General features: G+C 37.3%; 15 protein-coding genes and 1 riboswitch. Of the genes, 4 read left to right on the plus strand and 11 right to left on the minus strand.

Features of this window, described 5'->3' with window-relative positions:
- The 10 genes from M0R21_12860 to M0R21_12905 form a co-directional block, all read right to left on the minus strand.
- Positions 1–202 (minus strand): hypothetical protein (locus tag M0R21_12860; protein MCK9618712.1); only part of this gene is annotated, 202 nt, incomplete at its 3' end.
- A gap of 10 nt (positions 203–212) precedes the next feature.
- Positions 213–1,016, minus strand: a complete 804-nt coding sequence (locus tag M0R21_12865) for a metallophosphoesterase (protein ID MCK9618713.1) — start codon at positions 1,014–1,016, stop codon at positions 213–215.
- Positions 1,017–1,290: 274 nt separating this feature from the next.
- Positions 1,291–2,193 carry a lysophospholipid acyltransferase family protein gene (locus M0R21_12870; protein ID MCK9618714.1) on the minus strand — a complete coding sequence of 301 codons (903 nt, stop codon included), beginning with the start codon at positions 2,191–2,193 and terminating at the stop codon, positions 1,291–1,293.
- Between the two features lie 21 nt (positions 2,194–2,214).
- The gene (locus tag M0R21_12875) at positions 2,215–3,147 is read right to left on the minus strand and encodes a hypothetical protein (GenBank protein ID MCK9618715.1); all 933 of its coding nucleotides are present in this window, start codon (positions 3,145–3,147) and stop codon (positions 2,215–2,217) included.
- A 46-nt stretch (positions 3,148–3,193) separates the two neighbouring features.
- Complete coding sequence (locus tag M0R21_12880) at positions 3,194–3,400, minus strand: winged helix-turn-helix domain-containing protein (protein ID MCK9618716.1); 207 nt, start codon at positions 3,398–3,400, stop codon at positions 3,194–3,196.
- Positions 3,401–3,445: 45 nt separating this feature from the next.
- Entirely contained in the window at positions 3,446–4,051 is a 606-nt protein-coding gene (locus M0R21_12885) for a TetR/AcrR family transcriptional regulator (GenBank protein MCK9618717.1), read from the minus strand.
- Between the two features lie 109 nt (positions 4,052–4,160).
- Positions 4,161–7,304: an efflux RND transporter permease subunit gene (locus M0R21_12890; protein ID MCK9618718.1), complete on the minus strand. Its 3,144-nt coding sequence runs from the start codon at positions 7,302–7,304 to the stop codon at positions 4,161–4,163.
- Positions 7,305–7,328: 24 nt separating this feature from the next.
- Positions 7,329–8,393, minus strand: coding sequence for an efflux RND transporter periplasmic adaptor subunit (locus M0R21_12895; GenBank protein ID MCK9618719.1), 1,065 nt, complete (start codon positions 8,391–8,393; stop codon positions 7,329–7,331).
- Positions 8,394–8,416: 23 nt separating this feature from the next.
- Positions 8,417–9,763 carry a TolC family protein gene (locus tag M0R21_12900; GenBank protein ID MCK9618720.1) on the minus strand — a complete coding sequence of 449 codons (1,347 nt, stop codon included), beginning with the start codon at positions 9,761–9,763 and terminating at the stop codon, positions 8,417–8,419.
- Positions 9,764–9,868: 105 nt separating this feature from the next.
- Positions 9,869–10,465: a TetR/AcrR family transcriptional regulator gene (locus M0R21_12905; GenBank protein MCK9618721.1), complete on the minus strand. Its 597-nt coding sequence runs from the start codon at positions 10,463–10,465 to the stop codon at positions 9,869–9,871.
- A 287-nt stretch (positions 10,466–10,752) separates the two neighbouring features.
- Positions 10,753–10,879, plus strand: a riboswitch (FMN riboswitch).
- Between the two features lie 101 nt (positions 10,880–10,980).
- Between M0R21_12905 and ribD the strand changes: the two genes are divergently transcribed.
- The 4 genes from ribD to ribE all read left to right on the plus strand — a co-directional run bounded on the left by ribD (position 10,981) and on the right by ribE (position 14,530).
- A complete protein-coding gene (gene ribD, locus M0R21_12910) occupies positions 10,981–12,117 on the plus strand; it encodes a bifunctional diaminohydroxyphosphoribosylaminopyrimidine deaminase/5-amino-6-(5-phosphoribosylamino)uracil reductase RibD (GenBank protein ID MCK9618722.1) in 1,137 nt (378 codons plus the stop codon).
- Positions 12,118–12,120: 3 nt separating this feature from the next.
- The gene (locus M0R21_12915) at positions 12,121–12,777 is read left to right on the plus strand and encodes a riboflavin synthase (GenBank protein MCK9618723.1); all 657 of its coding nucleotides are present in this window, start codon (positions 12,121–12,123) and stop codon (positions 12,775–12,777) included.
- A gap of 17 nt (positions 12,778–12,794) precedes the next feature.
- Entirely contained in the window at positions 12,795–13,997 is a 1,203-nt protein-coding gene (locus M0R21_12920; protein MCK9618724.1) for a bifunctional 3,4-dihydroxy-2-butanone-4-phosphate synthase/GTP cyclohydrolase II, read from the plus strand.
- A 71-nt stretch (positions 13,998–14,068) separates the two neighbouring features.
- The gene (ribE, locus tag M0R21_12925; GenBank protein MCK9618725.1) at positions 14,069–14,530 is read left to right on the plus strand and encodes a 6,7-dimethyl-8-ribityllumazine synthase; all 462 of its coding nucleotides are present in this window, start codon (positions 14,069–14,071) and stop codon (positions 14,528–14,530) included.
- A gap of 112 nt (positions 14,531–14,642) precedes the next feature.
- Here the strand turns inward: ribE and M0R21_12930 are convergent.
- On the minus strand, positions 14,643–15,094 hold a 452-nt coding region (locus M0R21_12930), incomplete at its 5' end, for a hypothetical protein (protein ID MCK9618726.1).

The following is a 15,094-nucleotide window of genomic DNA, read 5'->3' on the forward strand; positions in this document are numbered from 1 at the left end:
TTTTATCCTTCCACCAGAAATAGCCTATTCCTGCAGAACCTAATCCGATGTTTCCGGCATATTGCAGTTTAAAGTAATCGGGCTTCAATGAAACAGACTTTTTCATAGAAGTCTTTTCTTTGCTTCCATCGTTGCCCGAATAACCATCAAAACAATACGATATTAAAACAACAACAAACAATATCCATATAATTCTATTCATAAGTATTCCATCAAAAATCAATTGGATTTATTGAAAATTTTTCACCTTCTATTTTAACAACAATATAATGTTCCTTATACACACTTCCGGTAGCAACATAAGTTACCCCGTCATGATAATAATCCTCCATTTCAAAATTATGTTCATGTCCGCATATGACGGCTTTAACTTTATTGTCTGCCATCATTTTTCTGAATATTTCTTCTTTTTCACCGGCTAACTGATCAGTCCATGGCGGAATATGGGTGAAAACAAAAACATTAGTATCGGTTCCGGCTATAGAAATGACGTTATCCAGCCAGTCAAAATCGGGTTGATGATTGATGCTTTCCCAAACTACATCATCAAAAAAAATGAATTTATTTCTCCCGATATTCATTGTAAAGTTTTTATCTCCAAAATAATGACAAAAAATATCTGAACCGTTGGATAAATAATCATGATTGCCTATACATACAAAAAAAGGTTTGTGAAGTTTATTAATTATTTTGTAGGTATTACGATATTCCCATAACAAACCACTTTCGGTAAGATCGCCGGCATGAACGGTAAACATGCTTCCGGTATCCCTGTTAATGTAATCTACCACTTCATTCAGATTATCATAATAATAATGACTGTCAGCAATCACTGAAAATGAAAAGGTATCCGTATTTATGGTATTTTGCATAAGTTTAGCTGAGTTTTCCTCATTCGAATTTTTATCTTCTGTTTTTGATGAATAAGGGCTGTATTGGAAAGCGTCTTCGCAAGCAGTAAGGTTGAAAAGAAGAAAAAATGTTAACAGAAAGTTTAATGTATTCAACTGCTTCATCACAGAGTTTAATTAAATTTAATGATTATCTGATATCTTATCTAAAGAAAAATTTATTAATAAAAATTTCTTTGCGCTCCTTTGCGAAAAACTCAGCAATTCTCCGCGGTTTAAATCTTTTTTACCGCAGAGGACGGGAAGAATTATGCAGAGAAAACCGCAGAGCCTGCTTTGTTGAAAAAATAATATATCATAAAAGAATCATTAATATTTTTCTTCATAAATTATTGTTTTATACTTTTTAGGCAGAAAAACGGATAATCATTTTAAATTTTTATGAAAAAGTAATTTTAAACATTTCATCCGGCTTCTTTAATTTCCATCGTTTATGCGACCATAGCCAGTCGTCCGGCTTTTTCAGGATGATGTCTTCAAGCTTTTTCATGTATTTAGCTGTTATCTCACCGCGACAGGTATTTTCGGGATACATGCAAATTTCTTCCAGTTCTATGGTATAATGTCCACGTTTTATCCTTTGTACGTCGGCATAAAATACAGGCAGATCGAAAAGTTTCGCATAACTTTCGATACCATGAAGGCATGCCGTATCCTGGTTCAGAAATTTTACCCAATATGCCTTTTTCTCTTTAGCCCGGCCTGGACTTTGATCGCTTACCAAAAAATAAGCTTTGGGAGGTTCCTCATCTAAGCGTTGCAGGAGTTTAGGCTTATAAACAGAGTATAATTCCATGTTCTGTTTCATTCTGCGCTGGCGGAGATAATTATCAAAATATTTATTGGAAAGTGGCTTATAGAAAGTAACAGGACGGTGTAAGAAAAATTTACTTGCCACCTGGGTTCCCCATTCCCAATTGGCATAATGACTCATGGCAATAATTATATCCTTATTTTCCTTGTAATATTTATGAGTAATTTCAGGATTTAAACATTGATAACGGGAAAGTATCTTTTTTGTGTTGAATGAATATCCTTTGATTGTTTCGAGTGAAATATCACAAAGATTTCTGTAATACCGGCGAATAATCTGTTTTATTTCCAAATCATTTTTCTCAGGAAATGAGTTTTTTAAATTATCTGTAATCGTTTTTAGCCGGTAACGCACTATGTATTGCATAACTATCGAATAAAAATCGGATAATAAATAAAGCAAAAAGAAAGGGGTAATGGAGATTAAAAATGAAGAAAATCTAAATAATATATACCCTATACGTTTCATATAGATTAATTTAAATTAATTTTAATTGAAAATAGATGTTTTGGCAGCAATACCAACACGAAATAGTGAAAGCGTCCGGTTAAAATAAATATTATAATAATCTTGTCCATAATAATACTGGGCAAAAATGGTTACATCGTTAAAAAAGGAAGGTTTATAGGAAAGTGTATAACGAAAAACCAGACGTCGTTTAAAATCGAAGTCATTTGCATCGGGCATGCTTCCGGCAATCCACCCTAAACGAATCATTTGGTTAATATTTCCTTTGTGATATTTTACGGAAGGATTGCTGAATTTTTTTAATATTTTAGATAAGTCAACAGACGATTGATAGTCTGCAAAAAAACGCAATCGTCCGTATAATTTCCGTATCTCGGGATTTTGTTTATAATGATAAGATGCGGAAAGTTTTAAGTAGTTAATAACATAAGGCTTCTTTTTTTCCGGACGCGACATAAATATGCCTCCTTCAAATAAATTTGTAGAAAAATTACCGGAATATGTATTAATTTTTGTGCTATCCGCCTCATAATAAAATGAACCATCCTGCCCATTTGAATGATGACACCACGAAAAATAAGTAAACCAATCCTTCTTCTGTCCTGTATTATCAATAATCTGATAGAAAAAAGTAGCTCTGGGCATATAAGAAGGAGTTCGTACAGGATAAGAATGTTTATTATACATCCGGATAATAATGCGTGGCGACAATTCTATTCCCCATCTGTTTTCCGGGTTTAAACTCAGTATATAATAAGGTGCTATATCCCCTTCGAATATTAAAGGTTCGATATTTCCAATACCTCCTAAAGCTGAAATATAACTTGGCTCACGAAACATATTGAATGTGGATATCGCATTCGTATTATGCCAATTGCTTTTTTGAGAAAAGGCATCATTTACAAGCAGTAGTAAGAAAAAAGATAAAAACAGCAAGTATAAATCCTCTTTCATATTCTATAGTTTTAAGGAATATAATAGATAGCATCCTATTAATTATTTATATAAAAAGCAGGAATATATATTGCTCTCCGTCTTTTTCATAAATTGCAATTTTATCATTACGTGAAATCCAGCCTAAAGCTAAGTAAAGTTCCTTAGTATTAATTTTAAGTTTCTTTTTAAGCTCAGTAGCGGAACATTCTCCATTTGTATACAAATATTCCCAGATACGTCCGGCTTTCCTTCCGATTTCACAGGTATTCATGGCTAAAAGGTTTTAATTGTCAATTTTCACATTAAATTATCATTTTCAACTGTTTTGTATGTTATTCAATATTTCGATGCCCTGTTGGGTACAAATTCCTTTATAGAAATACTTCATGATATCTTTTCCGGAAAATGGCATGGATACATTGGAAAGATTATGTAGCGGATGCAGGAAATACGATTCAAAAATAAAAGCGAAAAAGCAAGCTATTTTGCCATATTCAACATCCGGATTGAAATTATTTTCAGCTATTCCTCGTTTTATTCCGTTGGTGATTAAGTCATTTATTAATATGTCTATCAATTTTATCATTTCAACAAACAGTTCATGATAATATTTCTTTAAATCATACAGCGTAGATATACTTAATGAATTTTGACTGGTTATGAATAAATCGGATAGTCTGTATAATTCTTCAACGGCATTGCTACTGTCTTTTGATATAGCGTTGGTTTTAGCCCTAAACTGTGAAAAATCTTCAAGCATAACATCTCTCACTAATTCATTTTTATTGGCATATTCCTTGTAAAGCGTCTTTTTTGAAATTCCCAAATTTCCGGCAATATCATCCATGGCAATACTTTTAATTCCATATTCCAGAAATGTTTTTCTTATGGTCTCAAAATGTTTTTCAAGAATCTGTGTCATTTTTGATCGTTTTATCATTTTTTTTATTTCGATTCTATCATATCTAATCAGGATCAGTTAATTTGAAAGGGAATGCCATATTAAACCGACATTCCCTTCAATTTTTTTATTACTCTTTTGTTGATGATTCGATTTCTTCTGCTTTTTGTGCTGTAAGTTCTTCCGGATCATTTCTTTTTTTATGTTTTTTAACCAATTTGTCAAGAACAACATAAAACACCGGCACCACAAGAAGTGACAAAAACATAGAACTGGCTAACCCACCAACAAGTACCCATCCCAGCCCGTTTTTCCATTCGGCACCGGCACCTGAAGCCAGTGCTATCGGCAATAGCCCCACGATAAGCGCCATGCTGGTCATAAGAATAGGCCTGAAACGCACAGAAGTAGCTTCGATAATAGCATCCACAACCTTTTCACCTTCCTGTTGCCGTTTGTTGGCAAAGTCAACAACCAAAATGGCGTTTTTGGCTACTAATCCCATAAGCATAATAATACCCATCATAGAAAACAAACTAAGGCTTTTTCCTGCTAATGCCAGCGCTAATAATGCCCCGATGATAGACAGTGGCAACGAAAGCATCACTACCAATGGGTATATATAGCTATCATACAGTGCAACCATTATTAAGTACATGAGAACAATGGATGCAACAAGAGCTATGAGCAGACTTGAAAAGGAATCACTCTGACGTTCCATATCGCCTGCATAAACCACATCAACCCCTGTCGGTTTTTCCGTTTTGGCAAGCCGGGCTTTTATTTCTTCGCCAACCGTGCCTATGGTTATGCCAACTAAGTTGCCCGATATACGAACAGAGGGTAGTTTGTTATAACGGATAAGCGTAGAAGGGCTTTCTCCCTCGCTGATGTCCGCCACCTGCGAAAGTCGGATAAGCTGCCCCGAATGGTTTACAAATGAAATGTTTTCAATATCGGCCTTGCTTTTCCTGTCGAATTCATCTAATGATATGAACAGATCATATTCATTGCTTCCATCGCGGTATTTCATGTCGCGGTTTCCTTCGTACGACATGTACATCTGGTTACCAATTTCACCAATAGTAAGCCCAAGTTTTGCTAATTTTTCGCGATCGAACTTCACCACTATTTCTTTATCACCACTTTCTACGGTTGATTCTATATCGCTTGTTCCCTTGATATTTCGCAATTCGTTCAGGACAATCTGGCTATATGCTTTTACTTCTTCAAAATTGGTTCCGCGTACATAAATTTCTACCGGGGTGCTTGTGGTACCCATCATACTTATTTCTTCTATTTTGAATTTTGGGCCGGGGAAAACAGATTTTAAATCGTACTGAAGCTTTTTGGCAAATAATTTGGCGCTCAGTTTTCGTTGATCTTTAGGAACTAATTTTATAGAGAATTCGGCAGCGTAAGGGGTTTCAAGTATTGACATACTACCACCCCTGGAACCAACTTTAGTAAATACGGTTTGTATCTCGGAATATTGAAGCATTTTTTTCTCTATAGCGAGACACATTCCATTGGTTTGTTCTAATGTGGCTGTCCTGTCCAGTTCCATGGCTACGATAAATTCGCCACGGTCGCCCTGATCCATAAATTCGGTTTGTATAAACCCTTTGGATACCAAAAGAAAGGAACCGATAAAAAGTACAACTGCCGCAAGAATGGTAATTCTTTTATGCCCCAACGTCCAATGAAGCGCCGAAAGAATCGCCGATTTAAACCTGGTAACAAGACTTTCAAAAGCAAGCAAAAAACGATCGAAAGGTCTTTTTTTATTAAATACTTTAAGTTTACCAAAACGCGATGTAAGTAATGGAACTAAGGTAAATGAAACCAGAAGGCTTATTAGGATAGAAATTACAACCACCAATGAAAAAGAGCGTAGAACCTGACCGGTGGTACCCGATATAAGCCCGATAGGGAGGAAAACGGCTATCAGCACAATGGTGATAGACATAACGGTAATCCCAATTTCCCTGATTGCATCAAGCGATGCCTGCCGTCGGGTTTTGCCCATTTCAAGGTGGCGATATGTATTTTCCAGCACCACAATGGCGTCGTCCACAATAACTCCTACAACAATTGATAATGCTAATAGGGTAAGTATATTAAGTGAAAAACCAAAAAGCCAGAAAAATGCAAAAGTGGAGATGATGGAGGTAGGGATGGATACGAAAATAAACGTCAGGTTACGGAATGTATGCAGGAACAATAGCATTGTGATTGATACCAGCACAATAGCAAAAACCAGGTCGAACATAACACCTTTAACGGCTTCATTGGTAAAATCAGACATATCGGTGGCAATGGTAAACTGAAGCTTTTGCTTTGCATATTGCTTTTCGAAACTGGCAAACTCTTTTTTTACCTCTTTGCTTATTTCTACGGCATTGCCATCCGTCTGCTTCTGAATACTCAGCCCGATAGCCGGTTCCCCATTGATACGGGCAAGTTTAGTCGTTTTCTTAGAGCCATCTACCACCGAAGCCACATCGCTCAATTTTATAACTGTGCCTTCTTTCGTTTGACCGATAATCAAATCTCTTATCTGATCGAGATTATTAAATTTGCCGGCAAGCCTTACGATAAATTTGGTATTGTCATCTTTAATTTTTCCGGCAGGGAAGTCCACGTTGGAAGCTTCAATCATTTGCTTAACCTGGAGTAGCGAAATGCCGTATTGCTCTAATTTCTGGGCGTTAGCTTTTACCTCTATTTCCCGTTGGTTACCACCGATAATATCTACCTGTGCAATTCCTTTTATTTGGGAAAGTCTGGTTTTAATTTGCTTATCAATGATGTCGTAAAATTCCTTTTCGGGGATATTTGATTTAACAGCAATGCTCATGATGGGGAACATGTTAAGATCAAATTTCATAAATTGAGGATCCTTGCTGTTTTCGGGAAAATCATCTTTGATGGCATTTACTTTTCGCTCACATTCCTGCAACGACATGTCGGCATTGATGCCATCCTTATATTGAATCAAAACTATCGACATACCCTCGAAAGAATAAGAAGTAATTTTGTCAATTCCTTCCAAAGAAGAAGCCGCATCTTCCACGTGTTTGGTAACCGAGCTTTCCACTTCCGAAGGAGCAGCTCCGGGGTAAACCGTCATTACTGCATTGATTGGAAGGTCCATTTTGGGAGTAAGCTCTTTGTTTAAGAGAGAGTAGCAAAATATCCCCGCCAATGCAAGTAAGGTAAATACAACTACCGGGATGGTTGAACGTTTTATTGATATTTCAGTTATCTTCATTATTTCTTATTTTTTAAAGAATATTTACTTGATAATATTAACATTATCACCGTCTTTTAAATTAAGTTGCCCGCTGGTAATAATTTTTTCGTTGGCAGATAAACCATTGAGTACTTCCACCAGCTTATCGTTGCTTTGCCCAATAATTAATGTGCGCTTTACCGCTTTTCCATTTTGTGCAACATATACCTCCGGGTTTTCCATACTTCCTATAATGCACTCTTTTTTAATGATGAGCTTGGGTTCATTTTTAACCGGTAGTTCAGCTTCCGCATACAATCCGCTTCTTAAATGGTTTTTTGTGTCGTTAGCAAGCGTAATTTCCACATTAAACTTCATGGCAGCATCTGCTTTTTCGGCAATGGATGTTATTTTTCCTGAAAACTTTTTATCCGGAAAAGCCCCCAGACGTACTGCAACATTCTGTCCTTTACTGATTTTATAAACCTCGTGTTCCGAAATTTTAATATTAAGTTTCAGGGTATTATTGTTAACGATTTCGCATACCGGCGAACCGCCTGCCAGAAATTGCCCTAAAGTTATATTATCACTATTAATATAGCCTGAGATAGGTGATTTTATGCTCGTATTACTTAATGCTTTACGGGCATTTATTAAATCGGCTTTGGCCTTTTTCAAACCAATGGAAGCTTGCTCCAGGTCGCGTTTGGCTATGGCATTTTCGGCAGCAAGACGCGTGAAACGTTCAACATCTTTTTGATTTTGTGCATAATTTGCTTCAGCGGTTAAAACATTTGCAGCAATGACTTCATCGTCCACTTTTACAATAATATCTCCGGCAGAAACCCTGTCGCCTTTTTGTTTATACACTTTAATGATTCTACCCTGAGTTTCAGAAACAAGGGATAGCACATCCGAGGCTTCTAAATTTCCGGTGGCCACAACATTTTCGGAGAGTGTTCCTGTTTGTACTGTTTCTGCCGATACCGGGATTTTGTCCACCTTACGCTGACTGAAGGCGATGTCGTTCTGAAATTCTTTTTTATTATCTTTGAGTTTATATCCAACAAATATTGAGGCAGCAAGTACAATAACAATCGCCGTAATGTGGGTTTTATTGATTTTCATAAGAATGGGAATTTTATTATTTATTAATTATTTATATTTACAATGTTTTTAAGATTACCGGTGGCTTTAAGCATCTTTATTTCTGAAGTTTTGCATTTTATTACCTGTTGATTATAGGAATTATCTGCCTGTAAAAAATCGGAATTGACGTTCAGTAAATCGGCAAGCGAAGCCATCCCTTCCTGGTATTGTAACATAGTTTGCCGGTATACTTTCTGGGCAAGTTCACGGTTGTCTCTTTGTACACCCAACAAGTTCCGGGCTGTTTGATATTCGGAAAAAGCATTTTGGTAATCAACCTTCAAAAAATCTTTGGTTTGCAAAATATCTTCATCCAATTGCTTTTGTTTCAGCAACGACTGTTTTACTTTGGCATGGGTTACTCCGGAATTATAAATAGGAATGGACATGCTTAATCCTATGGTTGTCATTCTATTCCACTTATCTATATCGGAACTTGTATTATAGGATGAATAACCGAGTTTGCCAAATGCCGCAAGCGTTGGATAATATTGCGCTTTCGAAAGTTTTGTCTGCTGATTATAAATTTCAGACTGTTTCATCAATACCTGGTACGATGGAACATTTCCTATTTGAAATTCGCTTTTTACCGGTTTCTTTTCCGAAACATGTATAAATGAGGCTGTATCTATGGTAATTGTTGAATCTCCAGGCATTCCTGCCAGTGCCTTCAGGTAGTTTAGCTGTATATTTATTCCATTTTGAATGGTTTGCTTAGTAACTTCCAGGTTTGTAATGGTTACCTTCAGGCGGTTTACATCGGTTTCTTTTATCAAATCATTTTTATAACTCAATTCCGCAATCTTATAAATTCCCTCAAGGTTCTTTACGGATTTTTCTATTGTATTCAATTGCAACATCAAGGAACCTGTCTGATAATAGCCATTTGCTACTTCGGCAATTATCTCTTCTTCATTTTTATTTTTTAAAATTGAATAGAGTTCCTGTGTTTTTTTTGTAGTTTGCAAGCCAAGCCAATACGATTGACTGTAAATTAATTGGGTTACCTGTAAATTAGCACTGGCAGAATAAAGTTTATCAATATTGCTTAACTGATCAAGCATTGGGGCATATTCTGCCGGAACTATTTCGTAAACCGATGCCGGAATATCAATTTTATTGAACATCATTATACTATAACTTGTCGAGCCTTCAATTTGCGGCAAGCCTTTTCCCAAAGCTTCTTTGTGCATGTAGTTTGCTTCCTGCACCTGAAAATCTGCTTTTTGAATTTCATGGCTATGTTTTAGTGCATAGCCGATTAAATTGTTTAATTCCGTTTGTCCGCTTACGTTTTTCATAAACAGACCAAAACTGAACATAAATAAAATTAACACTCTACCTTTCATAAATTTATTATTAATTATACACGGGTTTAATTATCATTTAAAGTTTAAATTAATTGTACCGAACAGTCGGTATGTTTTTTGATAAAAAAATAAATAACCGTAAGGTTATAATTTTATGACTTTATACAGCTCTTCCATTTGTTTTTTAAACATTTCAAAAGCAAATTCAATAGAACCGCTCATCAGCATATTGCCAACAATACCTGTACTTATATTCAAAAAATTCATCGACATAATCTCTGAATCAATATCGTTTCGTATTTCTCCGTTTTTTTTTGCTTCATCAAGAACGCTTTTCCATTTACTGATTGCATACTGGTAGAACTTTTGACCGATCTCGGCAAAGTCGGGATAGTATTGTAACGCATCAATGGTTAGAGAAATAAAGTGCAATGGCTTTACCTGCTGCATGTTGGCACTAAGAGCCAGTTCTTTCGAAATTTTATTATTTGCATCATTAATGGTGTGCTGGATAAAATCGTACAAACTTGTATGTTCGTACGGAACCTCTACTTTATTCTCTATCATGTATTTATCAACTACAGCCTTAAATATTTCTTCTTTGCTGGCATAATGATGATAAATAGCTCCTTTAGTAAGTTGGGTAGCTTCGCTGATTTTGTTTATCGTAACAGCTTCATAATTATTACGCAAAAATAAATCGTAAGCAGATTTTAAAATAAATTCCTTGGTGTCTTTCATTGTATTGGATTTAAAAAATACCGACCGTCCGGTTTGCAAAAGTACACAAATAACATTTGCTACAACAAAGAGTTCAAAAAAAATTACATTAAAATGCAAATTAAATTATAAATACCATAATATCATTGATTTACTTTGATGTTTTTTTTAAAAAAATCAGTAACGCTATATTCAAACCGTGTACAAACAGAGGGTCATGTTATGGATAAAAGGATTACCGGAAAAATAATATACATTTTTTCGTTTGCCTGAATACTTTATTATACCTTTGCATCGAATCTGAAAAATATTTTCTTCGGGGCAGGGTGGAACTCCCTACCGGCGGTAAAGTCCGCAACTCTTCCGGGAAACCGGAAGACTGAACCGGTGAAACTCCGGTACCGACAGTTAAAGTCTGGATGGTAGAAGAAAAGATCATTTGTATATGCTACTGCACCTGCTAAACAGGTATCAGTTGCTTCAAAAGATATTTAACCCCGAATGAGATACCATTCGGGGTTTTTATTTTAAAACAAATGATTAACAACGACGATATCCGGTATATGCGTATGGCACTCGGGCAAGCTGCCTGCGGTGTAGGGAAAGTAAATCCCAATCCATTGGTGGGTGCCGTAATTGTGCAAAACAATGCGGTTATCGGAAGCGGTTATCACGAACAGTGTGGCGGCCCCCATGCTGAAATAAATGCCATGCACCATGCCATTGAAGATGTTAAAGGTGCAACCATGTACGTTACGCTTGAACCATGCTCTCATTATGGTAAAACTCCTCCCTGTGCCGATGCACTGATAAATGCCGGATTAAGCCGGGTTGTAATAGCAATGTCAGATTCAAATCCTCTTGTCGCAGGTAAAGGCATAGAGAAGCTACGCAAAAATGGTATTGTAGTTGAGGTAGGACTGCTTGAAGCGGAAGCTATGGAGTTAAACCGGGTTTTTATAAAATATATCAAAACGGGCAGACCATATGTTGTTCTCAAATCGGCCATGTCGCTTGATGGAAAAATTGCAACGGCCAGCGGCCATTCAAAATGGATAAGCTGCCTTGAATCGAGGCAATATGTACATGCATTACGTAACGAGCTAAAGGGAATAATGGTAGGTGTAAATACTGTAATTGTTGATAATCCGCAACTTACTACCCGTCTTGAAAATGCGAAGGGACGCAATCCTATACGAATTGTAGTGGATAGCAAGGGGCGTATTCCTCTTACTGCCCGCATATTGCAGGACGGAGAAAATAATCCGGCGATAATTGCTACCACGTGGCAATTTCCGGACGTAAAATGTCAGCAGTTGAGGAATGCCGGGCACAAAGTATTGATTTTCCCAGATAAAGATGGGCTTGTTGATTTGAATGTCCTTATGGAAACTTTAGGCAAGATGGAAATTGACGGAATATTGCTTGAAGGTGGGGGAACCTTGAACGAATCGGCGTTGCGTGCAGGCATCGTGGATGAAGTTCAGTTTTTTATCGCACCAATACTCATTGGTGGACAAAAAGCAATTACCCCGATAGAAGGGCATGGATTTGAATCTATTGATGAATCAATACGCCTTCATGATTTGAAAATAAAGCAAATAGGTTGTGATATCCTGGTAACAGGAAAAATTAATCATACGTCAATTTTATCAGATAATAATCCTTTATAAGATATGTTCACAGGAATTATTGAAGAAATAGGCACATTAAAAGCCATCAGCCACGGACAACGCTCAGCCACACTTGAAATAAGCGCTTTAAAGGTACTGGAAGGAAGCCGGGTAGGGGACAGCATTGCCGTGAACGGAATTTGTCTTACCGTAACTTCCATCGGCAAAGGTTCATTTATTGTTGATGCAATGCCTGAAACGCTTGGCCGTAGCAATCTGGGATCGCTCCAGACAGGCAGCAAAATAAATCTGGAACGGGCGTTGCGATTGGGCGATCGTCTTGGCGGACATCTTGTCAGCGGGCATATTGACGGCGAAGGCATTATTTTTAGTTTTCGCGAAGACGATAATGCCATCCGGATACGTATTACTGCAAATCAATCGTTGCTGCGCTATATTATTGAAAAAGGATCGGTTGCCGTTGACGGGATTAGTTTAACCGTAACCCATGTGGATGATAAAAGCTTTGAAGTGTCGGTTATTCCACACACAAAAAATGAAACTACCCTTTGCGGTAAACGACCGGGCGAAAGAGTAAATCTTGAAACGGATATGATAGGAAAATACATTGAGCGCTTTTCAGGCTTTAGTGCTGATCCGCAAATCAAAGAATCAAAGGATATCAGTATTGATTTCCTTAAAGAAAACGGATACTTTTAAAATCAAATATATAACAAATGAAACCATTTAATTCGATAGAAGAAGCTATCGGGGATATTCGCCAGGGAAAAATGATTGTTGTGGTAGATGACGAGTCTCGTGAAAACGAAGGCGATATTATTATTGCTGCCGAAAAAGTTACTCCGGAAGCGGTTAACTTCATGGTAAAACATGCCGGAGGATTGATTTGCATGCCTGTTACGCGTAAACGTATGGATGAGTTACAGATTTACTATATGGTTCAACGGAATACCGATAGCAAACAAACTGCATTTACCGTTTCTGTTGACTGGCATGAATCCACCACAGGAATCTCTGCCTACGAAAGGGCTCAAACTATTCTGCACATGATTAATCCAAAGTCAAAGCCAAAAGACTTTACCCGTCCGGGACATATATTTCCGTTAATTGCCAAGGAACGTGGCGTTTTGGAGCGTGCCGGACATACGGAAGCTGCCGTTGACCTTGCCCGCATGGCCGGACTTTATCCGGCCGGAGTCATCTGCGAAATAATGAATGAAGACGGCTCGATGGCACGTGTGCCTGATTTAACAGCATTTGTAGAGAAACATAAACTGAAATTTATTACCGTTGCTGATTTGATCAGCTACCGCCGGAAGCATGAATCCATAATTGAACGAAAAGCTAAGGCAGAATTACCCACTGCTTATGGCGATTTTAAGGCTTATGGTTATGTGGATAAAATCAATGGCGAACATCATGTTGCATTGGTTAAAGGCAATATTCACGACAACGAACCGGTGCTGGTACGCATCCATTCCGAATGTTTGACGGGCGATGTTTTCGGATCAAAACGCTGCGATTGCGGAGAACAATTACACGAAGCTATGCGTCGCATCGAGGAAGCCGGAAGAGGAGTATTGCTTTATCTGCGTCAGGAAGGGCGGGGGATAGGCCTGATCAATAAATTGAAAGCCTATGAACTACAGGAAAAAGGCATGGATACCGTAGAAGCGAATATTGCCCTTGGTTTTAGAGCCGATCTTCGTGATTATAGTGTAGGTGCAGAGATATTAGTTGACCTTGGCGTAAAAAAAATCATACTCATGACAAATAATCCTACCAAAGTGGCAGGGCTTTCAGGGTATGGGCTTGAGGTGGTGGAACGCCAACCTATCGAAATGGCCTGTAATGAAGAAAATCATTTCTATATGCAAACCAAGTTGCACAAACTGGGGCATTTGTTGCATGTACAGTAATAATCAGTTTTTGTTGTAATTAAACGAACTCTTTATCAAATTTTAATATTTATTTATAAAAACGCTTTAAGATGAAAACATTTGAAGGAAAATTAATTGCCGAAGGTTTAAATTTTGGGATTGTAGTGGCTCGTTTTAACGAGTTTATTGGTGTCAAATTACTGGGCGGCGCACTTGATGCCATTAAGCGTCATGGTGGAAATGAAGAAAATATAAGTATTGCCTGGGCTCCGGGTTCATTTGAAATCCCTTTGATAGCTAAACGAATGGCAACGAGTGGTAAATATGATACAGTCATTTGTCTGGGCGCTGTGATTCGTGGTGCCACGCCTCATTTCGATCTGGTAGCCGGAGAAGTGGCAAAAGGCATTGCGCTGGTAAGCCTCGAAACCAACGTTCCCGTTATTTTTGGCGTATTATCCACCGATACCATTGAGCAAGCCATTGAACGTGCCGGAACAAAAGCCGGGAATAAAGGCTTTGATGCCGCCGTTGCTGCCATTGAAATGGCAAATCTGTTGAAGCAACTTTAAACTTTTATTTTGGGAAGCAAGAATATTCCTTTCAACCGGAATATTCCTGCCTTTGTATTTGTGCTGCTCCATACTGCTAATTGATATTTAAGTTGAGAAATAATCTTTAATCTTAAAAAGCAATCACTAAACCTAAAGCGAGACTAAAGGCATCCATAAAATTTATCTCTTTAGATTTCAGGATTTGATATAAATAAGTATCCATTGCATTGCACTCGGAGTAAAAACCAATTTTTTTAATAAAGCAGTATTTTTTAAAATAGATTGTACATTCCTGTGAAATAAAGGGCATTAAATGAATTGCATTGGGCGAATAATAGTTATTGGGATAATAATCCGGAAGTTCTACATAGGTTTTTTTAGTAAAAGCAAGATTGGTGGAAAAACCTATCTGCTCCTTAATTACTATATTTGGAGCTGGATGAAAAACAAAAAGATTTACCATATTTTTCAGAGCAACGGTTTGGATAGCATTTCCGCCCGCCCAGGATGGAACTTTTCCGTAAAAAATTTCCGTTTGCATTTTATCCTTCCACCAGAAATAGCCTATTCCTGCAGAACCTA

This window comes from Lentimicrobiaceae bacterium (genome assembly GCA_023227965.1).
Taxonomy (GTDB): Bacteria; Bacteroidota; Bacteroidia; order Bacteroidales; family JALOCA01; genus JALOCA01.

Coding starts and splice junctions, on each gene's coding strand:
- M0R21_12865 (MCK9618713.1), bottom strand. CDS start 1,016: ATGAAGCAGTTGAATACATTAAACTTTCTGTTAACATTTTTTCTTCTT.
- M0R21_12870 (MCK9618714.1), bottom strand. CDS start 2,193: ATGAAACGTATAGGGTATATATTATTTAGATTTTCTTCATTTTTAATC.
- M0R21_12875 (MCK9618715.1), bottom strand. CDS start 3,147: ATGAAAGAGGATTTATACTTGCTGTTTTTATCTTTTTTCTTACTACTG.
- M0R21_12880 (MCK9618716.1), bottom strand. CDS start 3,400: ATGAATACCTGTGAAATCGGAAGGAAAGCCGGACGTATCTGGGAATAT.
- M0R21_12885 (MCK9618717.1), bottom strand. CDS start 4,051: ATGACACAGATTCTTGAAAAACATTTTGAGACCATAAGAAAAACATTT.
- M0R21_12890 (MCK9618718.1), bottom strand. CDS start 7,304: ATGAAGATAACTGAAATATCAATAAAACGTTCAACCATCCCGGTAGTT.
- M0R21_12895 (MCK9618719.1), bottom strand. CDS start 8,393: ATGAAAATCAATAAAACCCACATTACGGCGATTGTTATTGTACTTGCT.
- M0R21_12900 (MCK9618720.1), bottom strand. CDS start 9,763: ATGAAAGGTAGAGTGTTAATTTTATTTATGTTCAGTTTTGGTCTGTTT.
- M0R21_12905 (MCK9618721.1), bottom strand. CDS start 10,465: ATGAAAGACACCAAGGAATTTATTTTAAAATCTGCTTACGATTTATTT.
- ribD (MCK9618722.1), top strand. CDS start 10,981: ATGATTAACAACGACGATATCCGGTATATGCGTATGGCACTCGGGCAA.
- M0R21_12915 (MCK9618723.1), top strand. CDS start 12,121: ATGTTCACAGGAATTATTGAAGAAATAGGCACATTAAAAGCCATCAGC.
- M0R21_12920 (MCK9618724.1), top strand. CDS start 12,795: ATGAAACCATTTAATTCGATAGAAGAAGCTATCGGGGATATTCGCCAG.
- ribE (MCK9618725.1), top strand. CDS start 14,069: ATGAAAACATTTGAAGGAAAATTAATTGCCGAAGGTTTAAATTTTGGG.